16 protein-coding genes and 1 pseudogene are annotated in these 24,529 nt (G+C 59.9%); 12 read left to right on the top strand and 5 right to left on the bottom strand.

The window, feature by feature from the left end:
- Positions 1–172: 172 nt before the first annotated feature.
- The 5 genes and pseudogenes from BK659_RS28455 to BK659_RS12045 all read left to right on the top strand — a co-directional run.
- Positions 173–1,204: pseudogene (locus tag BK659_RS28455) on the top strand (HAMP domain-containing protein); the annotation flags it as partial.
- A 93-nt stretch (positions 1,205–1,297) separates the two neighbouring features.
- Complete coding sequence (locus BK659_RS28450; RefSeq protein WP_475847595.1) at positions 1,298–2,062, top strand: methyl-accepting chemotaxis protein; 765 nt, start codon at positions 1,298–1,300, stop codon at positions 2,060–2,062.
- Positions 2,063–2,294: 232 nt separating this feature from the next.
- Entirely contained in the window at positions 2,295–3,383 is a 1,089-nt protein-coding gene (locus BK659_RS12055) for an N-acetylglucosaminyl phosphatidylglycerol synthase (protein ID WP_185015350.1), read from the top strand.
- Positions 3,376–4,152, top strand: a complete 777-nt coding sequence (locus BK659_RS12050; protein WP_123425271.1) for an N-acetylglucosaminyl phosphatidylglycerol deacetylase — start codon at positions 3,376–3,378, stop codon at positions 4,150–4,152. The genes BK659_RS12055 and BK659_RS12050 overlap by 8 nt, the downstream gene beginning before the upstream one ends.
- Entirely contained in the window at positions 4,149–5,144 is a 996-nt protein-coding gene (locus BK659_RS12045; RefSeq protein WP_123425270.1) for a glucosaminyl phosphatidylglycerol flippase, read from the top strand. Before BK659_RS12050 ends, BK659_RS12045 begins: the two co-directional genes overlap by 4 nt.
- A 203-nt stretch (positions 5,145–5,347) precedes the next feature.
- On the opposite strand, the gene BK659_RS12040 is transcribed toward BK659_RS12045, so the two are convergent.
- Both BK659_RS12040 and purU read right to left on the bottom strand, forming a co-directional pair.
- On the bottom strand, positions 5,348–5,554 hold the full coding sequence (locus BK659_RS12040) for a hypothetical protein (RefSeq protein ID WP_123425269.1): 207 nt from the start codon (positions 5,552–5,554) through the stop codon (positions 5,348–5,350).
- 80 nt (positions 5,555–5,634) lie between these two features.
- The gene (gene purU / locus BK659_RS12035; protein WP_123425268.1) at positions 5,635–6,483 is read right to left on the bottom strand and encodes a formyltetrahydrofolate deformylase; all 849 of its coding nucleotides are present in this window, start codon (positions 6,481–6,483) and stop codon (positions 5,635–5,637) included.
- Positions 6,484–6,963: 480 nt separating this feature from the next.
- Between purU and mvaT the strand changes: the two genes are divergently transcribed.
- Positions 6,964–7,338: a histone-like nucleoid-structuring protein MvaT gene (gene mvaT / locus BK659_RS12025; protein ID WP_005790963.1), complete on the top strand. Its 375-nt coding sequence runs from the start codon at positions 6,964–6,966 to the stop codon at positions 7,336–7,338.
- Between the two features lie 100 nt (positions 7,339–7,438).
- Here the strand turns inward: mvaT and sbcB are convergent, their stop codons facing one another.
- Positions 7,439–8,866 carry an exodeoxyribonuclease I gene (gene sbcB / locus BK659_RS12020; RefSeq protein ID WP_123425266.1) on the bottom strand — a complete coding sequence of 476 codons (1,428 nt, stop codon included), beginning with the start codon at positions 8,864–8,866 and terminating at the stop codon, positions 7,439–7,441.
- Between the two features lie 173 nt (positions 8,867–9,039).
- Between sbcB and BK659_RS12015 the strand changes: the two genes are divergently transcribed.
- The 6 genes from BK659_RS12015 (at position 9,040) to BK659_RS11990 (ending at position 15,923) form a co-directional block, all read left to right on the top strand.
- Positions 9,040–9,765, top strand: coding sequence for an RDD family protein (locus BK659_RS12015; protein WP_123425305.1), 726 nt, complete (start codon positions 9,040–9,042; stop codon positions 9,763–9,765).
- Positions 9,762–10,742, top strand: coding sequence for a stage II sporulation protein M (locus tag BK659_RS12010; RefSeq protein WP_123425265.1), 981 nt, complete (start codon positions 9,762–9,764; stop codon positions 10,740–10,742). Before BK659_RS12015 ends, BK659_RS12010 begins: the two co-directional genes overlap by 4 nt.
- Entirely contained in the window at positions 10,729–12,267 is a 1,539-nt protein-coding gene (locus BK659_RS12005; RefSeq protein WP_123425264.1) for a DUF4129 domain-containing protein, read from the top strand. The genes BK659_RS12010 and BK659_RS12005 overlap by 14 nt, the downstream gene beginning before the upstream one ends.
- A complete protein-coding gene (locus BK659_RS12000; RefSeq protein ID WP_123425263.1) occupies positions 12,264–13,424 on the top strand; it encodes a DUF4350 domain-containing protein in 1,161 nt (386 codons plus the stop codon). Before BK659_RS12005 ends, BK659_RS12000 begins: the two co-directional genes overlap by 4 nt.
- Positions 13,421–14,422 carry an AAA family ATPase gene (locus BK659_RS11995; protein ID WP_123425262.1) on the top strand — a complete coding sequence of 334 codons (1,002 nt, stop codon included), beginning with the start codon at positions 13,421–13,423 and terminating at the stop codon, positions 14,420–14,422. Before BK659_RS12000 ends, BK659_RS11995 begins: the two co-directional genes overlap by 4 nt.
- 169 nt (positions 14,423–14,591) lie before the next feature.
- On the top strand, positions 14,592–15,923 hold the full coding sequence (locus BK659_RS11990; RefSeq protein ID WP_123425261.1) for a DUF58 domain-containing protein: 1,332 nt from the start codon (positions 14,592–14,594) through the stop codon (positions 15,921–15,923).
- A 73-nt stretch (positions 15,924–15,996) separates the two neighbouring features.
- Here the strand turns inward: BK659_RS11990 and BK659_RS11985 are convergent, their stop codons facing one another.
- Positions 15,997–20,313 (bottom strand): Ig-like domain-containing protein, encoded by a 4,317-nt coding sequence (locus tag BK659_RS11985; RefSeq protein WP_123425260.1) that lies wholly within the window; start codon positions 20,311–20,313, stop codon positions 15,997–15,999.
- A gap of 47 nt (positions 20,314–20,360) precedes the next feature.
- Positions 20,361–24,485 (bottom strand): Tc toxin subunit A-related protein, encoded by a 4,125-nt coding sequence (locus tag BK659_RS11980; RefSeq protein ID WP_123425259.1) that lies wholly within the window; start codon positions 24,483–24,485, stop codon positions 20,361–20,363.
- Between the last annotated feature and the right edge of the window lie 44 nt (positions 24,486–24,529).

The raw sequence follows: 24,529 nt of genomic DNA, 5'->3' as shown, positions 1-24,529 counted from the left end.
TTTAGTCCTGCGCAGCCGATAGATACAAGCAAGAGACCAGACTGAAAATCAGGTCCGATAATTCCTTAAGGACAGACGGAAATATCAGCTTACGTGCGACAGCGCCCATTTTGCGCGCGCTTTTTAATGCAACACGCCCCAACAAATATGACCTTAGCGGACACCACAAGCCATGAACAAAAACCTGCGCTTCAGCCACAAAATCCTGCTTGCCGCCGCCCTCATCGTCATTGCCGCCTTCGCTTCGTTCACGCTGTACAACGACTATTTACAGCGCAACGCGATTCGCCAGGACCTGGACAATTACCTGCATGAGATGGGCGATGTCACTTCCTCCAATATCCAGTCCTGGCTCGCCGGGCGGATTCTCATGGTGGAAAACCTGGCCCAGAACATCGCTCTCAACCCCGAACACAGCAACGTTGCCAACCTGCTTGAGCAGAATGCCCTGGCGTCGACCTTCATGGCCAGGTACCTGGGCGATGCCAGCGGTACCTTCATCAACCGCCCGGACTCCAAGATGCCGGACGGCTACGACCCCCGGGTTCGCCCCTGGTACAAAGGCGCTGAAAACAGCAGCACCGCCACCCTGACCGAACCCTATATAGACGCGGCAACCGGCCAGACCATCATTTCCATCGCCACCGCCTCGAAAAAAGCCGGGCAAAGCATTGGTGTGGTCGGCGGCGACTTGAGCCTGCAAACCCTGATCGACACCCTGACCGCGCGTGACTTCGGCGGCATGGGCTATGCCTTCCTGGTCAGCGCCGATGGCAAGATCCTGGTCCACCCGGACAAAGCCATGGTGATGAAGTCCCTCAGCGAGGCTTACCCGAAGAACACCCCGCGCATCAGCGGCGGCATCAGTGAAGTCGAGGTCGACGGCAAAACCCGTATCGTCACCTTCACGCCGATCAAAGGCCTGCCATCGGTCAACTGGTACGTCGGTCTGTCGGTGGACAAAGACAAAGCCTTCGCCATGCTCAGCAGTTTCCGCACCTCGGCCATCATTGCCACGATCATTGCCGTGGCAATCATCATTGCCTTGCTCGGCATGCTGATCCGCATCCTGATCCAGCCACTGCACGTCATGACCCGCGCGATGCAGGACATTGCCGACGGTGAAGGCGACCTGACCCGCCGCCTGACCATCCAGAGCCAGGACGAGTTCGGCATCCTGGGCAGCGCGTTCAACCGCTTCGTCGAGCGTATCCATGGTTCGATCCGCGAAGTGTCGTCGGCGACCGAGCACGTCAACGAAGTTGCACTGCGAGTCGTCAGCGCATCGAACTCGTCGATGCTCAACTCTGACGAACAATCGAGCCGAACCAACAGTGTCGCGGCCGCGATCAATCAGTTGGGCGCTGCTGCTCAGGAGATCGCCCGTAACGCGGCGCAGGCCTCGCACCAGGCCAGCGATGCCCGCAGCCTGGCCGAAGACGGCCAGCAAGTGGTCGATCGCAGTATCGCCGCGATGAATCAGCTGTCGAGCATGCTCAGCGCCTCCAGCACCAACATTGAGTCGCTGAACAGCAAAACCGTGAACATCGGGCAGATTCTCGAAGTGATCACCAGCATCTCCCAGCAAACCAACCTGCTGGCGCTCAACGCGGCGATTGAAGCAGCACGGGCCGGTGAAGCCGGACGTGGTTTTGCCGTGGTGGCCGACGAGGTGCGCAACCTGGCGCACCGCACCCAGGAATCGGCGCAGCAAGTGCAGACCATGATCGAGGAGCTGCAAGTCGGCGCCCGCGAGTCGGTCAGCACCATGAGCGACAGCCAGCGTCACAGCCAGGACAGCGTGGAGATTGCCAACCTCGCCGGTGAACGCCTGAACAGCGTGACGCTGCGCATCGGCGAGATCGACGGCATGAACCAGTCGGTGGCCACCGCCACCGAGGAACAAACCGCCGTGGTGGAATCGATCAACGTCGACATCACCGAGATCAACACCCTGAATCAGGAAGGCGTGGAAAACCTGCAATCGACGCTGCGTGCCTGTTCCGATCTGGAGCAGCAAGCGGCGCGGTTGAAGCAATTGGTGGGGAGCTTCAGGATCTGACGCGCCCTTGAAGGCCCCATCGCGAGCAAGCTCGCTCCCACAGTGGATCTCCAGCGCGACAAAGATCCATGTGGGAGCGAGCTTGCTCGCGATAGCGGTCTGTCAAACACCACAAAACCTCACCAACACCCCGCCACACATCCCCAACCGAACATCTATTCTTCATAAGGGTCAACCCTAAGGAGAACAACGGATAGACGGGAGGGTCATCGTGCATATCGCTGACATCACCATGTTCTACGCACCGGCCAGCGGTGGCGTGCGCACCTATCTGGATGCCAAGCACCGTCGTCTGGGCCGCAAGCCTGGGATTCGTCACAGCTTGCTGATCCCGGGGGCGCATCCGAGCGAGCACGACGGGGTTTATAAGGTTCCCGCTCCAGCCCTGCCCTTCGGCAAAGGCTATCGCTTCCCTCTTCGACTGGCGCCCTGGCGTAATGCCCTGCACGACCTGCAACCGGACCTGATAGAAGTCGGCGATCCTTACCTGACAGCCTGGGCCGCTCTGGATGCGCGGCGCGAACTGGACGTTCCAGTGATTGGTTTCTATCACTCCGACTTGCCGCATTTGGCGAGCAACCGTATGGGCAACTGGGTCACGCCGAATGTCGAAGCTTATATCCGCAAGCTGTACGGTAATTTTGATCGGGTACTGACGCCAAGCCAGATCATGGCCGACAAGCTCATGGGGCTTGGGGTCAAAAACGTTTACGTCCAGCCCTTGGGCGTGGACCTGCAAACCTTCAATCCAGACGCCCGTGCCCCGGATCTGCGGAGGAAGCTCAAGATCGCCGAAGACACTCGACTGCTGATTTTCGCCGGGCGAGGTTCCAAGGAGAAAAACATTCCCGTTTTGCTCAATTGCATGAAGCGTCTGGGAAACCGCTATCACCTGTTGCTGGTCGGCTCCTCGATGCCGGCACAGGTACCGGATAACGTCACGCTGGTCGATGAGTTCTGCCCTGCATCACAGGTGGCCCGGCTGATGGCCAGCGCCGATGCCTTGCTGCACGCAGGCGATCAGGAAACCTTTGGTCTGGTCGTTCTCGAAGCCATGGCCTGTGGCATTCCGGTGGTCGCAGTGGCGGCTGGCGCCTTCAACGAAACCATCAACGAGCACTGCGGCGTACTCTGCGCCCCCAACAATCCAGTGGCGATGGCCAACGCTGTGCGCGAACTGTTTGCACAGCCTGACGATCTCGGCCAATACGCCCGCCGACACGTCGAACAGCATTACGCCTGGGACTCGGTGGTCAACAGCCTGCTGGGTCACTATCACGCAGTCCTCGGCGACACGTTGCCGCTGCTGGCCAATGGCTGAACCCATGAACACGCCCAGCCTGCTATTGGTGCTACATGACGTCACCCCGCAAACCTGGGCCGACTTTCAGCCGTTTGTCGCGGCGGTGGACGCGCTCGGCGAGGTGCCGATGACGTGGCTGGTCGTCCCCGACTTCCACAAACACAACGACCTCGATGCCCATCCAGGTTTGCGGCGCGTGCTGACCCGCCGCATCGAGCGCGGCGACGAACTGGTGCTGCACGGTTATTACCATTGCGATGACAGCCCGCTAACGGCGCGCCCCCGTGACTGGTTCATGCGCCGGGTCTACACCCATGAAGGCGAGTTCTATAGCCTTTCGCAACCGGCTGCGCTCGCCCGCCTGCGCGCCGGGATCGAATTGTTCAGCCGTTACGACTGGCCACTGGAGGGTTTTGTCGCACCGGCCTGGCTGATGAGCGAAGGCACGCGTCAAGCCCTGCGCCAGTTACCGCTGAGCTACACCAGTGATCCGCAGCATCTGTATCGCCTGCCGGACTTCTCCCGGATCAACGCCCCTGGCCTGGTCTGGAGCGCGCGCAGCGCCTGGCGTCGTGGGGCGTCGAAGATTGTCAGCGTTCAACGCGAACTGCGCTGGCAGCACACCCCGGTGATTCGCCTGGGCGTACACCCGGTGGACATCCGCCATGAGTTCTCCCGTACTTACTGGCTGCACACCCTTGAACGCTTGCTCAATGACGGCCGGGTGCCAATGACCAAAGCCCAGTGGCTGCACACGCAAAGCGCTCGGGTCAGTAGCGCCGCATGAGTCGCGTCCTATGGCTGGTCGCAGCCCTGCTCTGCGCAGTGCTGATCCCCCTGTTGCTGGGCGCAAGTGAACTATGGCCACGACTGCAGCACTTTCCGCTGACATTTTTGCTGACGATGCCGGGAATGATCCTGCTCTGCTGGCTCATCAATTCATTGCGCTTACGCTTGTTGCTGGGTAAACAGCGCAGCCGGATAGGTCGCCTGAAAAGCCTTGGGGTGGTGATGTCCACCGAGTTTGCGATTTGCGCGACTCCTGGCGGCGGCGGTGGACCGCTGACGCTGATGGCGCTGCTGGCACGCAATGGCGTGCGCCCGGCACATGGCAGCGCGGTGTTCGCCATGGACCAGTTGAGCGATTTGTTGTTCTTTCTCTGCGCGCTGATCGCCATTGTGGTGTATGCGCTGTTTCAGCACCTGAGTCAGAACCTGGAGTGGATGCTGACGCTCAGCGCCATTTCGATGGTGGGCGGCCTGTTCAGTTGCGTGGTGGTGGCACGCTACCATCGTCTGCTGATTCGCCTCAGCGGTCGCGTGCTCAAGCACTTCAAGCTCAACGCTGCCACCCGACGTCGTTGGGCACGCAAGCTGCTGCACTTTCTCGCGGCCTTCACGGACACACTCAAGTTGCCTGTTCACACACTGATCATGGTATTTGCACTGACCTGCGTGCACTGGTTACTGCGCTACAGCGTGTTGTATCTGGCCTTGCGGGGGCTGGGCACGGATCTCCAGTGGGCCTGGAGCTTTTTGATCCAGATGCTGTCGCTCAGCGCCGGGCAGTTCAGCCTGCTGCCGGGTGGTGCCGGAGCGGCGGAATTGACGTCGGCGGCGCTGTTGGCCCCCATGGTGGGGAAATCGACGGCGGCGGCAGCGATTCTGATCTGGCGAGCGATGACCTATTACTTCTACTTGCTGGCCGGCGCACCGGTGTTCCTGCTGATGGCCGGCAAACCACTGCTGAACAAATTGATGAAGTTCAAAGAAGCTTAGGGGTGAATTCCCAAAAGATCGTCCGAACGCGGCCCGAACCTTCGGCAGCTCCTACGGGGGCGGATGTACGCAATCCGTAGCAGCTGGCGTAGCCTGCGTTCGGCTGCGCAGCAGTCGTAAAATCAGGCACCACGTTTTTTCAGGTTAACCGAGGAGGCAGGATTTACGGCCGCTGCGCAGCCGAACGCAGGCTACGCCAGCTGCTACGGGTTATGCGTTGCGCTCGGAATCTTTTCAGGGCTCGCAGTTTCATCGTCAACGTCTGGCTTCAACTGCTCCCACAATTTCGCGGCGCCGGGAAACTCCGTGCCGTCTTCAGGGCTCAGCTCATCCGGATCGTACCGACTCAAGCAGCCCTCGCCCAAGGTCGCGGGCGCTTTGGATGTCGCTTTATCCAGTGGATCAGCCATCTCCCCTACCTCACTCTGAAAAAAAGGGCCTGAAGCGATTGAACGCTCAGGCCCTTGTTTTTTCAATCAGTACTCGGCAATCAGAACACTACGGTTTTATTGCCATGCACCAGCACGCGATCTTCCAGGTGATAGCGCAGGCCGCGGGCCAGCACCATTTTCTCGACGTCGCGGCCGAAACGCACCATGTCTTCGATACTGTCGCTGTGGCTGACGCGTACCACGTCCTGCTCGATGATCGGACCGGCGTCCAGCTCTTCGGTCACGTAGTGGCAGGTCGCGCCGATCAGTTTCACGCCACGCATCGAAGCCTGGTGGTACGGCTTGGCACCGACGAACGACGGCAGGAAGCTGTGGTGAATGTTGATGACCTTGTGGGCGTACTCGGTGCACAACTCGGGTGGCAGGATCTGCATGTAACGTGCAAGCACGACGACTTCGGCGTCGTGCTGTTTGACCAGGCGCGAGACTTCGGCAAATGCCGGCTCTTTGTTCTGCGGGTCCACCGGCACATGGTAGTAAGGAATGCCGTGCCACTCGACCATGCTGCGCAGGTCGTCATGGTTGGAAATCACGCAGGAGATTTCGCAGTCCAGTTCGTCGCTGTGCCAGCGGTGCAGCAAGTCCGCCAGGCAGTGAGACTCGCGGCTGGCCATCAGTACAACGCGCTTTTTCTGCGCGGTGTCGGTGATACGCCAGTTCATCGAGAACTCTTCGGCGATCGGCGCAAACGCCTCACGAAACGCCTCAAGGCCGAATGGCAGCGAATCGGCACGAATTTCGTGACGCATGAAAAACCAGCCACTGAGATTGTCCGAGTGATGGCTCGCTTCAGTGATCCAGCCATTGTGTGACGCCAGAAAGTTACTGACTTTAGCAACGATACCGACGCGGTCCGGGCAAGCAATCACTAGCCGAAAAGTGCGCATGGGGGGAAAACTCCAGAACTTCGCAAAGGCCGCCATTCTAGGGTCTGTACGAAAACTCGTCGAGCGGCGATCAGGCAAGGCAAAAACAGGCGAGGAAGCGGAGTTTAGGCCCCTAAATGAGCATTCCGAGCCTGTTTTTAACGCAGCCTGGTCGACGCGCAGACAGTTTTCGTACAGAGCCTAGCGATTGCGCAGCAAAACTGCAGTAATCCTGATGCCCTGCCCAGTAGAGCGCGTCCTCGCGCTGCCGGTTGGCTGCGTCTGAACGTTCAACAATGTTCTTGGGAAAAATACGCAAGCAGGCATTTGTGTGTATCGGTGATGAAACCCTGACAAGTTTTAACAGCGAGTGAGGCTTTTGCGCTAAACACTCTAATTAAATTAAATAAAAACCCGCTTAAATGTTTACTTGGTGAAACACCCTGACTATTATTGCGCCACTGTACCCTGTCATCCAGCGCCTAACATAAGGTAGTCCCCATGTCCTTGATCAACGAATACCGCGCCACCGAAGAAGCTATCAAAGAGCTGCAAGCCCGTTTGAAGAACCTGTCCCAAGACGACAAACTGCAAACCGAGCTGGAATTCGAAGGCAAACTGCGCACCCTGATGGGCGAATACTCCAAGTCCCTGCGCGACATCATCGCCCTGCTGGATCCGGAATCCAAAGTTAAAGCGCCACGCGGCGCTGTAAAAACTACCGGCACCAAGCGTGCTCGCAAGGTTAAACAATACAAAAACCCGCACAACGGCGAAGTCATCGAAACCAAAGGTGGCAACCACAAGACTCTGAAAGAGTGGAAAGCCAAGTGGGGCGGTGACGTGGTTGAAGGCTGGGCTACCCTGCTGGGCTAAGCCGCAACCCGCTTCGCAGGTTCATTTGCGAACACCAGAAAACGCCAGCATCCGCTGGCGTTTTTTTATGTCCGGCATTCGGGCATTTGTACAGAGTATTTCAAAGGTCCAAACGTTTGCGTAATGCGTCGGCATACTCACGCCACTCGTCCAGTACCTGCTGCTGAATCGCTGTAGCACTAAGTGACCACTCTGTCATCGCCTCATTAAACCGCTGCAAGGTATTGGGTGCCCCCCATCGCGCGTCTGACAAACGTTGCTGACAGAATAATCTCCAGCGCTCGTGTTCCTCGTCATTCAACGTGTAGGGAAAGTTACGTGCGCGATAACGAAATAATAATTCCGGCAGACGTTCATCATCGAACGGCCATTGCTCTTGTGCCAATTGCATCGGGTCAGCCGTTCTGACTTGTTCACATAAACGCCGATCGCGGTCGCCAATGAAGCCGTCGTATAACTGTTGCTCAGGGTCTTCACTTGGGGTGAAATCCTCACTGGCATAAATCGCCAGAACTTTATCTCGCCACACTTCTTGTGCGTCACTTAGCCGCAGCGCCCGTGTCTGATATAGCGCCATGTCCAATTGCAATCGTTGCTGGTCTTCACCGCGCACCACCGACAACGGCGCCACTACCGGGCAGCGATTGATGTGAATCAGTTTGAGCGGCACCGGTAACTCGCCTTCGGCCAGTTCCTCACGGCGGGTATACAACCGCTGACGCAAGGCTTCGGCGTCCAGGTCAAGTAGCCCCTGAGGGTCGAGATGCAGGTCGCAGACAATCAATGCATTGCGATTACGCGGGTGCCAGGCCAGCGGCAGGACCACACCCACATAACTGCGGGCGGCCGAGAAACGCCCGGAGATATGCACCATCGGTTGCAGCAAGCGGATTTGATCCATGACTTTCTGCTTGCTGCGCAATTTGAACAGCCAGTCGTAGAGTTTCGGCTGTTTGTCGCGGATCAATCGCGCCAGGGCAATAGTTGCGCGCACGTCGGATAACGCATCGTGGGCCTGACCATGGTCGATGCCATTGGCGGCGGTCAGGCGTTCGAGTTTCAACGTGACGCGGCCGTCCTCCTCGGGCCAGACGATACCGTCGGGGCGCAACGCATACGCCGCGCGCACCACATCGATCAAATCCCAGCGACTGTTGCCGCCCTGCCACTCCCGCGCATACGGGTCGAAGAAATTCCGGTACAGGCTGTAACGGGTCATTTCATCGTCGAAGCGCAAGGTGTTGTAACCGGCACCACAGGTTCCGGGGGCCGCGAGCTGCGCATGCACCCGGGTCATGAAGTCGGCCTCACTCAGGCCCTGTTCTGCCAGTCGGCCGGGAGTGATGCCGGTAATCACGCACGCCGCCGGGTGAGGCAGGATATCGTCGCTCGGCTGGCAGTAGAGATTGACCGGGTCGTCGATCTCGTTGAGGTCGAAATCGGTGCGAATCCCGGCTACTTGCAGCGGACGGTCGCAGCGCGGTGTGATGCCAGTGGTTTCGTAGTCGTACCAGAAGATGGAGGTCACGGGGCGTTCCTGAACTTGAGACGGGCGAAGTCTAGGCGCTCAAGCGCGGCGCCGACCAGCAATCTTGCTATTCAAGCATTTCTCGTTGATGCCTTGTCATACATAGTTATGTCGTTTGCTCTACGAAGGCTGCTAGCATCGAAACCGTATTGAATCCGACCATCAGGTTGATCATGCGCAAGAATTTGGCACTGCCAAGGAAAGCAACGCTGCCTCCGCCACTGGACACGCGGTATCAGGTTGAAACGCCGGAAGGCATCGATCTGCCTCTGCGACCTGCCGGGTTGATGCCCCGTGTACTGGCGTTTACCGTCGACCTTGGGGTACGCGGGCTGGTGCTGGGTCTGCTGTTCATTGCCCTGGCCTTTCTGGGGAAACTCGGCATCGGGTTGGGCTCGGTGCTGCTGTTTCTGGTCAGTTGGTGGTACATGGTGCTGTTCGAAGTCCTCAATCAGGGCTGCTCGCCCGGTAAACAGCTGATGGGGTTGCGCGTCGTGCATGACGATGGAACGCCCGTTGGCTGGTCGGCCTCGCTGATCCGCAACCTGTTGCGGTTCGTCGACATGCTGCCGTTTGGCTACGCCCTCGGTGCCATCAGTTGCCTGCAGCATCCGACTTTCAAACGGCTGGGCGATATTGCGGCCGGCACGCTGGTGATCTACCGCGAGCAACCGGTCACCCGACCACAGATACCGCCGGCCCTGGCGCTGCCCCCGTCTTTTGCGCTGACCCTCAACGAGCAACGTGCGGTGCTGGGTTTCGCCGAGCGTCAGGCGGAGCTTTCCAGCGAACGGGTCAATGAGCTGGCCGCCATCCTCGCCGAGCCGCTCCACGTTGCACCGTCCCACGCGGTCGCCGAACTCAATGGCATCGCTCGCGGCCTGCTGGGGCCGACATGAAACAGAGCCTTTTCGAAAGTCGCCATCAACCTGAGTGGGATCAATTTGCCCAACGGCTCGATCTGCTCGAGCGCGGTAAAGCCGACGCCAATGACTGCGCCTCGTTCCCCAAGGATTTCCGACAGGTGTGCCAGCACCTCGCACTGGCTCAGGAACGCGGCTACAGCAGCTATCTGATCGACCCCTTGCAACAGCTGGTACTGCGTGGACACCAACAACTTTATCGGTATCGCAGCCGGGTCGGCGCCCAGCTGCTGGCCTTTGTCCTTGCCGACTTCCCTCGACTGGTTCGTGCGCAATGGCCCTTTGTACTGGTCGCCAGCCTGCTGTTTTTCGGCTCGCTGATCGGCATCGGTCTGCTGGTGTACCGGTTCCCCGAGCTGGTCTACAGCCTGATCCCGGTCGAACAGGTTGCCGAGATGCAAAGCATGTACGACCCGATGGCCGGTCACCTGGGGCGCGCGGCGGAACGTGCCGCCAGTGATGACTGGGTGATGTTCGGTTATTACATCATGCACAACATCGGCATCGCCTTTCAGACCTTCGCCAGCGGTTTGCTGTTTGGCCTGGGCAGCGTGTTTTTCCTGTTCTTCAACGGCTTGATGATCGGTGCGGTTGCTGGCCATCTGACGCACATCGGCTACGGGGAAAACTTCTGGTCATTCGTCGTCGGCCACGGCACCTTCGAACTCAGCGCCATCGCCCTGGCCGGTGCGGCAGGTCTGCAACTGGGCTGGGCGCTGATCGCTCCCGGCCGTTTGCCACGCGGTGAAGCGCTGCGTTTGGCGGCGCGCAAAAGCGTGTCGATGATCTGCGGCGTCATGCTGTTTCTGCTGATTGCCGCGTTCATCGAAGCCTACTGGTCATCCCGTACCGGACCTGCGCCGCTGATCAAATACCTGGTGGGCGCGGTCCTTTGGGTGGTGGTGGCGATTTACCTGATATTTGCCGGACGCACACGCCATGCGCCTGACTGACGCCAGCGTGGTCATTCGCCCTCGTACCACTTGGGAAGCCATGGACCTCGGCGTTCTGCTGAGCCAGCAACATCGCCGCCTGTTGATGACCAGTTGGGCCATCGTCACGCTGCCGGTTTTTGCCCTGCTGACCCTGTTGCTGTGGGACTCGCCCACGATGGCCGTACTGCTGTTCTGGTGGTTGAAACCGGCCTTCGAACGACTACCGCTGTACATCCTCTCCAGCGCCCTGTTCGGCGAAACCCCGACCTTGAAGCAAGCGCTACGCCAATGGCCACGCCTGCTCAAACCACAGTTGCTGGCCAGCCTGACCTGGCGCCGCCTTGGCCTGAGCCGCAGCTTCATCATGCCGGTCGTGCAACTTGAAGGGCTCAGCGGCCTGGAACGCCAACAGCGCCTGGCCGTGCTGCAACAACGCGATGCTGGCGCCGCACGCTGGCTGACGCTGATCGGCGCTCATCTGGAAGCTGCCTTGTGGATCGGTCTGATGGTGCTGTTCTATCTATTGCTGCCCGCGCAAATCGAACTGGACTGGGACTGGCAAACGCTGATCGCCGCCACCGAGCAAGACTGGCTCTGGCTGGACCACCTGATCAATGCGCTTTACGCGTTGATCCTGATCGTTTGGGAACCGATCTATGTCGCCTGCGGTTTCAGCTTGTACCTGAACCGTCGCACCCGGCTCGAAGCCTGGGATATCGAACTGGTGTTCCGCCGCCTGCGCCAACGCCTGAGCAGCGTCGCGGCCAGCCTGCTGATGGTCGGGTTGCTGTGGCTACCCGCAGCTCAGCCACTCTGGGCCGCCGAACCCGTCGACGCCCCGGACAGCCCGCGCCTGCTCCAGCAACCGCTGACCAGCCAGGCCGCCAGCAACAGCATCAAAGCCATACTCGACGCGCCACCGTTCAAGAATCCGCAGACCGTCACCCACTATCGCTTCGGTGAAGAACAGCCCGATCAACCCGCCAACGCTGAAACACCGGGTTGGCTCAAAGCGTTTTTCGCACTGTTCGACAGTCAGCGTTTCGCCCATCTGGCGCAAGTCATCGAGGTGCTACTGTGGGCGTGCGTCATCGGCGCCATCGCGCTGCTGATCTGGCGCTACCGTGATTGGCTACAGACCTTTGTCAGTCGCCAGCCAAAACCGCGGACTACACCCGCCCACCCGACGCCGCCGCAATTGTTTGGCCTTGATCTCAACCGTGAAACCCTGCCAGACGATATCGCCGCCAGTGTTGAAAACCTTTGGCTGACCCAGCCTCGTGAAGCCCTCGGGTTGCTCTATCGAGCACTGCTCAGCCGTTTGCTGCACGATTTCGATCTACCACTCAAAGCCGCCGACACCGAGGGCCAGGTGCTGGAACGTGTCCAGCAGTTGCAACAACCGGCCCTGCAAGCCTTCAGCAACACATTGACCGTGCACTGGCAGAACATGGCCTACGGGCATCGCCTGCCACCGGTGCACCTGCAACAGGAATTGTGTAATGAGTGGCGAGCGTTGTTCGGCCCGGGAGCCATGCGTTGAACCGGCGAATGCTGACCCTCGGCCTGCTGATCGTCGGGCTGCTCGGTGCATTGGGCGTTTATCTGTACCAGCAGGCCACGCCCTACCAGGAAGTCATCGACCACGGCCCTTCCCCCGAAGCCCGAGCCAACCCGTATCTGGCGGCCGAACACTTCTTGCGTAAACAAGGGCTGACGGTGACTCACGCCAACAGCCTGGACATTTTGCCGCTGCTGGAACCACGTCAGCACAGCCTGTTACTGCTCGGCGATCGCGCCAACATGACCCCGCGCCAGGCCGATCAAGTGCTGAACTGGACCCGCGCCGGTGGACGTTTGCTGTTCGTGGCCGAAGCCTTGTGGGATGAAAAAAACGGTAAAAGTGGCGACTTGCTGCTCGACCAGGTGCAACTGCATCAATCCATGAGCAAAGACCTCGGCAACCCACCGCCCGATGCCGAAGCAGATCCTTACCCGAACCTGACCAAACTCTATCTCGAAGACGAAGACGCCCCGGCCTACGCCAGCTTCGACCCGCAGTTTCATCTCGACGACCCGAAAAACCTCGCCCAGTCCTGGGCCAACAGCGCCTTGGCCACCCACATGATGCAACTCAGCTACGGCCTGGGCTCCATCACGGTGGTCACCGACGCCGAACTGTGGAAAACCCCGAACATCGGTCAATACGACAACGCCTGGCTGCTCTGGTATCTGTATTCGGACACGGGCGTGACCCTGCTCTTCAATATTGATCACGACAACCTGCTGACCTTGCTGCTGCGTTATTTCCCTCAGGCACTGGTGGCGCTCGCCGTGTTGACGGGCCTGTGGATCTGGCATGTCGGGTTACGTCAGGGCCCCTTGCAGGCACCGACACCCAAACACCGCCGGCAACTTCAGGAGCACTTGCGCGCCAGCGCTGACTTCATGTTGCGGCGCGGCGGCCAGGACAATCTGCTACTTGGCCTGCAACACGACGTGTTGCGCCGGGCCCGACACCGTCACCCGGGCTTCGAACAACTCGGCGTTGCCGAACAATGGCAGGTGCTCGCACGCCTGACCGGTCAACCGACCCGCGCCATCAGCCAGGCACTCAGCCCACGGTCCAGACAGCGGCTCTCCAGCGCCGACTTCAGCCGTCAGGTCGCCCACCTGCAAACTCTCAGGAATGCCTTATGAATGAACCTATCGAGCCCGTCGGCCAGACCCACGCCGCCCAACAGCGCCAGCGCGCCAGCCAACTCGCGCAAGCCGTGCGCCTTGAGTTGCAAAAGGCTGTCATCGGCCAGGACACGGTGATCGACGATGTGCTCACCGCGCTGATTGCCGGCGGCCATGTGCTGCTCGAGGGCGTTCCGGGGCTGGGCAAAACCTTGCTGGTTCGCGCCCTCGCTCGTTGCTTTGGTGGCGAATTCGCACGGATTCAGTTCACCCCGGACCTGATGCCCAGCGACGTGACCGGGCATGCGGTGTACGACCTGCAAACCGAGCAGTTCAAATTGCGTAAAGGCCCGCTGTTCACCAACCTGCTGCTGGCTGACGAAATCAACCGCGCACCGGCGAAAACCCAAGCGGCATTGCTCGAAGCCATGCAGGAGCGCCAGGTCACTCTCGAAGGCCGCGCCCTGCCCATCGCGCAACCTTTCATGGTGCTGGCGACGCAAAACCCGATCGAACAGGAAGGCACTTACCCCCTGCCCGAAGCGGAGCTCGACCGTTTCATGCTCAAGGTGCGCATGGACTACCCCGACGCCGATCAGGAGCTGAACATGGTCCGTCAGGTCAGCCGCTCGACCCGCGCCGACATGCTCGACGTGCAACCGCTGCGCACCGTCCTGCAAGCCAAGGATGTACTGGCCTTGCAACGGATCGCCAGCGACCTGCCGCTGGACGAACAGGTGCTGGACTACGCGGTACGCCTGGCGCGCACCACCCGCAGCTGGCCCGGCCTGACCCTTGGCGCTGGCCCACGGGCCAGCATCGCGCTGGTGCGGGTAGCCCGGGCGCGGGCGTTGCTGCGCGGTGGCGAGTTCGTGATTCCGGACGACATCAAAGGCTGCGCGCTGGCCGTACTGCGCCATCGCGTGCGGATCGCCCCGGAGCTGGACATCGAAGGGCTGGAGGTCGATCAAGTGCTCAAGCAACTGCTCGATCAGGTTCCGGCGCCGAGGATATGAGGGATAACCGTTTGGCTTGGGTTCAGTGGGGCGCCGGGAAAGATCGCAGCCTGCGGCAGCTCCTACGGGATCGCGATGAGAATACGGTCGGCGTAGGAGCTGCCGCAGGCTGCGATCCTTTGATCTTCCGTGTGCATGATCCCTTCAACGAGTCACAGGGTTGCGAAAGATGAAACCCACCCGCCTCTTGCTGATCTGGCTCGCCGCCCTGCTCGGCCTGAGCATCGTGCTCGGCACACTCCGGGCGCTGGCCGTCAGCGTTGCGCCGAGCCTGCTGTCGATCAACTGGGGTTTGCTGTTGGCGTTGTTACTGCTGGCGCTACTCGATGCCGTTCGGCTGATGCGCCTTCCATCACCCAGGGTGCAACGCCAGATGCCCGGCAGTCTTGCGCTTGGGCGCTGGGGAGAAGTCTATGTGGAGATTGCGCACGACTATTCGCAGCCACTGAAGGTGCAACTGTTCGACCACGTCCCCGACGGCCTGAGTTTCGAACACCTGCCGCAATCGGTCGAACTGCAACCCGGCCAACACAGCCTGATCAGTTATCGCCTGCACCCTCTGCGGCGCGGCCATTTCGGCTTCGAGTGCTGCGAAATCAACCTGCCCAGCCGATTCGGTTTATGGTCCGCCCGACGCTACCTGAGCGTCAGCGACAGCACCCGCGTCTACCCGGATTTCGCCCGTCTGTACGGCGCGCAGCTACTGGCCGTCGACAACTGGCTCAGCCAGCTCGGTGTCCGCCAGCGCCAGCGTCGCGGGTTGGGTCTGGAGTTTCATCAGTTGCGTGAATTTCGCGAAGGCGACAGCCTGCGGCAGATCGACTGGAAAGCCACCGCCCGCCAGCGCACTCCCATTGCCCGGGAGTACCAGGACGAGCGCGATCAGCAAATTATCTTCCTGCTCGACTGCGGCCGCCGGATGCGCAGCCAGGACGGTGAACTGGCGCATTTCGACCATGCGCTCAATGCCTGCCTGCTGCTCAGCTACGTGGCGTTACGTCAGGGCGATGCGGTGGGCCTCTGCACCTTCGCGGGCGAGCAACCACGCTACCTCGCCCCGGTCAAAGGCAGCAGCCAGCTCAACGTGTTGCTCAATGCCGTTTATGACCTCGATAGCAGCCAGCACCCCGCCGACTACCAGGCCGCCGCCAGCCAGTTACTCGCCCGGCAAAAACGTCGGGCGCTGGTGGTGCTGGTGACCAACCTGCGCGATGAGGACGACGAAGAATTGCTCAGCGCCGTCAAACGCATTGGTAAACAACACCGGGTGCTGGTGGCGAGTTTGCGCGAAGAGGTGCTCGACACGGTGCGGCAAATGCCGGTGCACACCCTGGACGAAGCCCTCGCCTATTGCGGCACGGTGGACTATTTGAACGCCCGGGCCGAACGCCATGAGCGCTTGAGTGCTCATGGCGTGCCGGTGCTGGATGTGCGGCCCAGTGAACTGGGCGCTGAACTGGTGACACAGTATTTGAGCTGGAAGAAAGCCGGGGTGCTTTAACTGCGCATTAACCAACATGGCTCAACGAAACCAACCCGATCCTTGATGTCGTCTGTTCAAACACCCGCGCCTGCTACTCCAGAATCGTCAAGGTCACTGTTCTGGACGAAGGGCCTGCGTCCCCGGCATGCCGTACTTCAGCCTTGATTTGCGTGCTCCCGGATTCAGTACCTGTGAAGCTGATACTGGTCTTGCCATCTGTTCCGGTGTAAGTCGTAGCAAACGGTTCGCTATCAGCATCTTGTATCCACTCCACTTTCCTACCCTCTATGGGGTTCAAGCCAACGAGTGTCACTACCTTTGCTTCGATAGACGCTGATTCTCCTACGCTAAGCGTAGAGGGGTTAGCCGATAGTGCAGACACCCTTGCTGCCTGCAAAGGCTTCACCGTAATCCGCTGTGTCTTTGAACCCGGTAAGCCGGAAGCCTGCGTGGCCACCAGATCAAATCCCCCTATTTCGGATGTCGTAAAGGTAACCGACGCGACGCCATCGGCGTTGGTAAGCGAATCAGGCAATGAGCGCCCCGCGAAACTCCAATTGATCTTGATACCTTTAAAGGGCTGACCGCCGGGAGAGCGAATGACCCTGGCCCAGGCATTGACCTCATACCCCGTATAAGTGACTGGCCTGTCGCAGGTGAGCGACTCGATCACCGGTATCACCCCGCCATACACCAACTGCGCCGTATCCCAGCCAGCCACACCACCTTTCACCGCCGCCGACAATATGCCATGCCCCTCGGCGGCCAGGACGAAGGTCAACCTTGCAATCCCGTCTTTATCCGTTCGAGACGGCGACAGTGCCTGAGCTGCGTACTCCCACATCACCTCGACACCTTCCAGCGGCAGGCCCGTTCTACTGGAGACCACTTTGGCCAGTGCGTGAACCTGCGACTCCCATTCAACAGGCCACTGTGCGTTATCGGGTTCATACAGTTCACTGATCTTGCGTGGCTCGTTCAGCGTAAAGGTCAGCGTAAGCGTGTCCGAGTGCAACTCATCCCCGACCGTTGCCGTCAGCTCAGCGCCCCCCGGGGTTTTCGGATTGAAACGGATCCGGGCCACGCCATAGAAGTCGGTCACCGTAGTCACCCCCCCCAAGTCGGGGCTGCGCCAGGTCACGGTCCGACCGGCCATCGGCTTGCCGCTGATGGCCGACACCACCTTGACCTGCTCATCAAGCGCCTGCCCCCAATCCAGGGTCTGATGAACGCGATTGCTCACGATGATCTTCAAGACTTGCGCACCGCTGCCCAGCGACAACGCATTGGCCGGTGACAGGTTAGACAACCGCGACGCGGCCAGACGCAATGCAAAACTCCCGTCCTTCAGATCGCCACCTTTGAGCGTGTAGATCAACCCCTCGCTGGTTAACAACCGCGGCACCCCGAGCGCTGACGGCACGAAACTGACACCCAGTTCGACAGGCCCCGTGCCCGTCAACCCCAGCGTTACGTATTGATCCAGCAACGGGCTGTCGTCCGGTACCGACAACTCGATACTGTGTTCACCCTTGCGCCGCGGGAAATACGTCTTGTCGCCCCAAAGCTGTGGCGATTGCCGATCGAACTGAACAACAAGTCCCTGCCATGGATCGCTCGGCAGTACGTCGACCGTCATGGCGCGTTTGTCCGGATAGTCGTCATAAGGGCTGGAAACGAGCACCTCGACGACATGCGGCTGCGCGGTCTTTGGTGCGAGGGCATAACCGGACCAGCCACTGGCATCGGTTTGCACTTCACTCGTAGCCCCCATCGCCGTCCACTTCACAGGCACCTGCGCTACCGGCCGGCGGGTGAAGCTGGAGATCACCTGTACCCACTGCCAGGCACGATCCTGCTCGACGACCGGGTCCACGGCCGCTTCGTGCAGCGCCGCGATCCTGACTTTGTTGTGTGCCAGTTGCATCACGTTGGCCGTAGACGACAGCTTGAGTTGCGGCAGCTCCAATGCGAGGGAGAACTGGCCGTTTTTCTGACTTTTGCAGAAGTTCAGCACCCAGGTCGCGCCCCCGGCGCTGATGACCTGTGACAAGCCCGGCTCCGGCTCCACCTTGGCCTCCAGCTCCTCGACAGACGTGCCCGACCATTCCAGTTTTAAATCCAGCCCGATCAACGGGCTCAGCGCATGGGGCAAGAAGTTGTAACGATGATCCGCCCCCAGACACGGGAAGAGCGTCTGGTTGCCCAGCGTGGCCGACACCTGATCGAGCACGACGCGCCCTTCATCGGCCAGGTTCTCGGACAGTAAACGCCCGGAGAGCTCCCGAGCGCCCGATATCACGTCGCTGGTGAGCGACAACTCGAATAAACCACTGCGGCTGATGTTGGCCACGGAGCTCAATTGCCATTCCCAGCCACCTGCCGGCGTAGCTGTCGGCGCCCTGATGACCAACCCCAGACCCGGCTCTTCATTGCGCAAGGCCAAGATCATGGGTTTGTCCTTGACCGGGCTATCCGCCGTCGGCGTCACGCGAAAGGTATGCGTCTTGCCACGTCGACAGGCGATCCCGACGGTGACCCGGTCCACGGGTTCGTTATCCAGATGAAACGCAACTTGATCCTTCCATGGGCTGGTTTCCAATGCCGTCACCGCAAACACCCGCTCAACCGGCTGCATTTCCGCGTGTGCCCTGACCTTGGCGGTGATGTGGTAAGAGCCACCGTTTTCCGGTTTATCCAGCACACTGGCCCAACCGCCGTCCCCCGTGACCGTAGACACCGTGCCATTGGGGCCCACCCAGTCAACCAGGGCATTGACCACCGGATCACCGGGGCCGCTGGTGACGACATGCACCACCCGAACCATCAGCAGCACACTTTCCCCTTCATCCGCCACCGGGAACTTGTTGGCCTCTCGCACCTCGCCGATCTCGACCCTGTTGCGCGCCAGTGACATTGGTTTTTTACGTGAGGGGAGCAACAGCTTCGAACAGCCCAGCAACAGCTCGAACTTGCCGTCGAGGTCATCGCCGCAGGTCAGGGTCCAGGTCAGTTCAGCGGTGCTCACCGGAACGGGCTTTTCAAGCTCGGGATCCACCGTTACCCCTAACTCGAGAGGGGAGTCGCCTTCCCATTGCAGAGACAGTTCGGTACCCCGCAACGGACTGTCGTCAGGCAATTTCAAGGTCACCGGGTATTGGGTGCCGCGATTGGGGTAACCGGTCTTTTCGTCCCAGTGGGTTTCGTTGCCATCGATGACGGCCATGACCTCCTTCCAGGGATCCGTCGCCAGCACCCGAACGTCAAACGCTTGCGTGAACACGCCGCTGGCGTAGTACAGACTCGCTACCGACGCCTCGATGACAAAATCGCCACAGCCACTCGGTACGTATTCGAAGTACGCCCAGCCCTCTTCATCGGTGGGCGTGGTGATGACTTGCCGCTGCCCCTTCAATCCCCAGTTCACCGTCCGACCACTCAGTGCTTGACCGGTGTAGTACGACGCCACCTGAACTCCCAGGCGCACGCTTTGTGCGTACTCGAAAATCGGGTAGTAGGCCGCCTCCAGTACCTCGCCGAACGTGAGTCGATGATGCCCAAGCGACGCGTTGATGCAGTAGGCATCGGCAGTGTATTTGTTCAGCAGGTTGAACGAAAACACATGAGGCCCGTCGTCGCCGATCTCCGGACAGTCGAGCGACCATGGGGCATCGAGCGGATGGTCTAGCCCCCACATCGGCGTCGCAACAATGCTGCCTAATTGAGGGTTATTTTCGATATTAAGCGATGCCTCGGTGTCCAGCCAGGCGTTGCCCGGCACCGGCACAAAACCAAGCCGGTGTTGGGAAGCCCCGAGACACAGATACAACGGACGATCCGGCGACAGAGTCTGGTCGTCGACTGTCATCTGCTGCAGCACCAACGGTTCCAGGTGCAGGAGAATCCTGATTCGGGTGATGCGGATGAGCCGCTCATACTCATCGTCTTTGCTGGCCGGGCTGAACACGCTGACGCGAACCTTGTCGCGTTGTTTGAGCGGCAGCGTCAGCTCGACGTTGTATTCTTCAGGATCGAATAGCATCGGTCGCTGATCGTCAGCGTGCTCTCTATCGAGCAAGCCGGGAGGCAGTGTGATCACCTGTGCAGGTTCCGAACTCCCGTCAATACAGACCTCCAGACGACCGGCGGCGTAATGCCACGATTCGCAGAGAAAGCTCAGGAAGTAACGAGCGTCAGTGCGAAGGTCCTTTGGCACCTCTATAACCTGACTGACTGAAGACTCATTCCCGGTCATCAAAAGCCGTATCGGACTCCCTTCGTACTCATCGCCACCGAGGCTGGTCCACGTCGGGTTAGTCGGGCCTCGGATCCACCCCTGATTGAGGGGCTCGGTAAAATCGCCATTGACTACCAGACTCGCATTGGCCTGAATAATTGGTTCACTCATGTTTGCCTGCTCCTGTCCCTGCCCGGTTTACCCATGCGTATTCGCGATCAATCAAGCGCCAGCAGATCTTCCGTATCGAAGCGATTGACCAGCTCCTCGACCCTTCGCACAAACGTCGGGTCGCCGGCCTTGGCCGTGTAGCGAACCCGCACGATGATGTCCGTCAACGACGCCAGCATGGATTTCTGTGGCTCCTTGCCGGGCCGAGGAAAGCTCAGTGTCCAACGCGATACCGCCCCCGTGCATTCAAACGGATTGAGCAAGCCTTCATCGGGTTTCACCGTGGCCATGCCCGTGTCGCCGACGCCCACCGACAAAGCGATCTGCTGGCCGCTGCGCAGGTTGAACCGCACATCGGCGGGGGCTACTGCGTTGCCTGGCTTGTGCAGGTACTCCACCGAACGGATCGACGCCTTGGTCGCGGTGATGCTCTGGACCTGGGACACGATCGCCTTCACATTGTCGAACGGACTGACCAGCACCGGCAGGTCAACTTCCAGCGTGCTGATCTGCCGGCAGTAATGGCCTGGATGGTCACGGTCGAAGAGCAACTGCGTGAATTTGAAATCCAGCGTGCCGGTCTTTTGCAGGTCCGCCAGCGCATCCTTCCAGTAATCGAAACCTTCTTGCGGATCCTCCGTGTCACTGAACAATTGCCGCAGGGAGATGGTCTTGACCAACTCCAGACGGCGCTCATGGCGGTGCAGGTACTCACGCTCCATGCGCAGCAAGTGCACCCGCAGGTGTTCACCCGACGTGAGGCCGTGACGGTCGTCCAGCCAGACTTGTGGCAGGGGAATTTGCGCATCGTAATCGCCGGTTTCGAAGCTCAACGCGGCCTGTGCACTGAGGCACAAACTGACGACCGCGTCGTGAGCCTGATAGTGCAAGGCCTTGAATTGGCCCAGCAGCCAACCGAACAACTCGGCGTTGGTCGCCCGCTTCTTCATAAAGGTGTAAAGCGTCAGCGCGTGGGCATTGGCCCGCTCGGTTTGCCGCAGGTTGGCCCTGGCCGCTTCGACGGCGTGGCTTTGCGCGGTGATTTGCGCGTCGATTGCCCGGACCTCTGCCAGCGCCTGATGGCGTTGCAGGTCCCATTCGCCGCGACGGCGGCGGTAGGTTTCGGCAGTGGCGATTCGTTCAGCATTCAGTGATAAACCGGCGGCAGCGATATCGAAAGTCCCACCCACCGCGTCCATTATCCCCCCAGGATTCGACACCCCCCACGACACTGTCATCCCCGCGCCTACATGATTCGGAATGACTGTCTTAGCTAGAGCCCCCGCCGCCTTGTGCGCAATGCCCACTATCGAGGTTATTTTCGCCGCCAACAAGAAATCCATCACTTCATATTCCGCAGCACTCACATTGCTCTCATACTTTTGCGCATACGCATCCGCACGCTCCTGAGCCACCGCCCTGCTCTGCTCCAAGGCTGTCTGGGTCGCCTTCATCTGCTCGATGGTCTGCTCCTGCACGGTCTGGGCGTACGTCCCCAAATCCACCAGATGGCTGTGTTGCAATTCCTCCATCTCGGCCCGGTCCCGTTGTTCGAGCAGGCGCAGCACCTGGTTGCCGTGATCCTGCAGCGTCTGCACCGCACGCAGCGCGGCCTCGAACATCACCCGCCAACGAAACGCCACCACCACCAATTGCCCGCCCATCGGCCGCGGTGAGCCGGCGCCGCCAGCGGCCAAATCTCGTAAAAGCTGGTTGGGGTCTGTCGGCGGACTGAACAGCGGAATCAGCAGCGGCTTGCCGTCAAGGGTGAGGTTATTGCGCAGATTGTGCAGGCGGCTGCCGGGCATGGCGAAGAGTTCGAGTAACAGCTCATTGATCGGCACCTTAAACGGCTCGATGCAGATCAGACCAAGTGCGGGCATCACCTCGGCCTTGGCCGGTACATTCGCCAGGGTGAATACAAGGTTTTTTTCGAACGCTTCCAGCGCGGGCCGCGAGCGGGTATTGGCCATCAGCTCAGCGACGGTTGCTGGTTGCCAGCGGTTGACGGTCCTCGCCGTCGGGGCCTTGCCCATCAGGAACTCGGCCTGCACGTAACACAGCCTGGCTGCCACCAGGCTGTCACGGGTGAGCTGGCGATAGTACCCATCGCCCCAGGCCATCAGGTTCTTTACATACTCGGTGAACGCAACGATCTGAAAATGCCGGGGAGCCGAATAACCGATGGCATCCGGATCGGTGGGTGCCTCGGCTTCACAGTCCGGGTTGCCAGAGCTTTCAGCGTTCGCCAATGGCCGACAGCGCCAGTAAGTGGGTTTGGGGGGGATGGTTGTCGAATCCGCCGGTGCCTGTGGATCGAAGAGATAATGCAGCCATTGCTGCGCCTCCAGAAAACGGTTTTCGGCGCTTAAGCGTGAAGCCACCAGGTGCGGCAGGTGAAAAAACAACTCCCAGAAGAACAACCCGTTGGCGCCATCGAACGCGCCGTTGGGCTCGCTGAAGGAACCCGTGGCCGGCTTCGGCTCTTCCAGATGCTGGGTCTCCCAGTCCAGCACAGCCTCGACCGAGATGTTGGCGCGCTGCACCAGCTCGGGCCCGAACAACGAGTTCAGGCGTGCGTGTTTGAGGGTCGGTTCAGGTTGATTGAGGGCAAGGAATTGCGCGCCCTGGGCGTTGGTCTTGTCCAGCGACGGCGGAACAAACGACACAGCCGTGCCCACTGTCACCACATAATTTTTGCGCCCGAGGTTATCCGTTGGGGTAGAACCACCGAATTCAAAACTGATTGACTCTGTAAAACCGCCCTTATCCCGACGAACGGCCATCCAGTCGGTACTCCACCCCCCCATATTGGAGAAGGATTTTTTGATCGGTCCGGGATCTCCCTCTCCCCCGTTGATCAACGTCAAATCGAAGAAATTGTTCGTCCCGACGGCGCCCGGTTTCACCGCGCAACGGCCACTAACCAACAACACATCCTGCTCGGCAATACGCAAAACCATCGCCTGCAAAGAGTAGTAAGGCGTCAAGCTACCGGGGGTTAAGACGGAGTCGACAATAGTCGTAACGTTCTGCCGCAAGATCGGATGCTGCACAATCTCTGGTCCGACAAAACGATAGTTCGCCAAGGGCGCCAGCCAGCCGCCATCATCATTGACAACACTTCGGAACAGGACATCGCGGACCACGTACACATCGAACGCTGGATTGCTGCGATTGGTCAACAACACCCCCAACTTGCCTTTAGGGTGCTGGTCATCGACCAACACCGTGGCAATCAACCGGTAGCCAGCCGAAACATCCGTTGCCGGTTCAGCGTCGTCCAGAGGAAACGGTGGCGACCAATGACCGTTCTGCGCCATGAACGCCAGTTTGATCTCCAGTTTGAAAGGCACGGGAGGAGTGAAATCCACACTCGCTACGCGGTGGTCACTCCACTCCGCCCAGACCAGACACAAACGTCCGCCCCAGAACACCGGCCGCATATCCAGTATCCTCCCCCCGGCAGGGATCTCGACCGGCTGCCATTCGCTCCACGCCGCCGGGTTGATCGCCGGGCTACTGGGCGTCAGTTCCACCTCGGCCTTGCGCCAGAAGTACTCAGGGGGGTTAGCCCGGCTCTTGCCGACAAAGTAATAATCGGCGCGTGTGGGGGAGAGGTTGCCCGTGAGCGAGGTGCCGTCCATGTAACCGCTGATCACCTCCAGGTTGCAGGTCTGCTCGAACGTTTGCAGGTAATCCTTTAACGCCACTTGCACGGAATCAGTGCTCAGGCGCGTCTGGTTCAGGTTGTTTTCAAGGGTTTTGAACAGGCTGGTCTTGCGCCGACGCACATAGGGGTTGATGTAGTTCTCCGGGTACAGGGCGATCATCTGTAACGCCGCCCAGTCCGGGTAGTTGTTATAGAGTTCCCAGGTTTTCAGATCCCGTTTATCGAACTCGACGGTTGAATACCCCGGCTCCAGCTTGCGGTAAACCGCATGGATGTAGTGCTGGGCACAGCTGGTGGCCTCGGCGACCCAGGAGTTCTGCACCGGGTAACTGTCCAGCGGATCCATGCGCAGGAGCTCGAACAAGTCCCCCGGTGTTCTCAGGAAATTGAACTGATCGTCCTTATCACCGGGCCGGCCCTTTCTCAGTTGCCCGATGCAATATTCGACCAATGCCGTACGACGCTGTTCGAGCAGTCCGGCGATGTGCGAGTTGTCCATGATCCTTGCTCCTGAGGTACAGCCAGGTTGAGCGCGACCGGGCA

The sequence above is a fragment of the Pseudomonas brassicacearum genome (assembly GCF_003732225.1).
GTDB classification, from domain to species: Bacteria; Pseudomonadota; Gammaproteobacteria; order Pseudomonadales; family Pseudomonadaceae; genus Aquipseudomonas; species Aquipseudomonas brassicacearum_E.
Note: the sequence above shows the minus strand (reverse complement) of the source record. Positions and strands in the feature narration are given on the sequence as shown.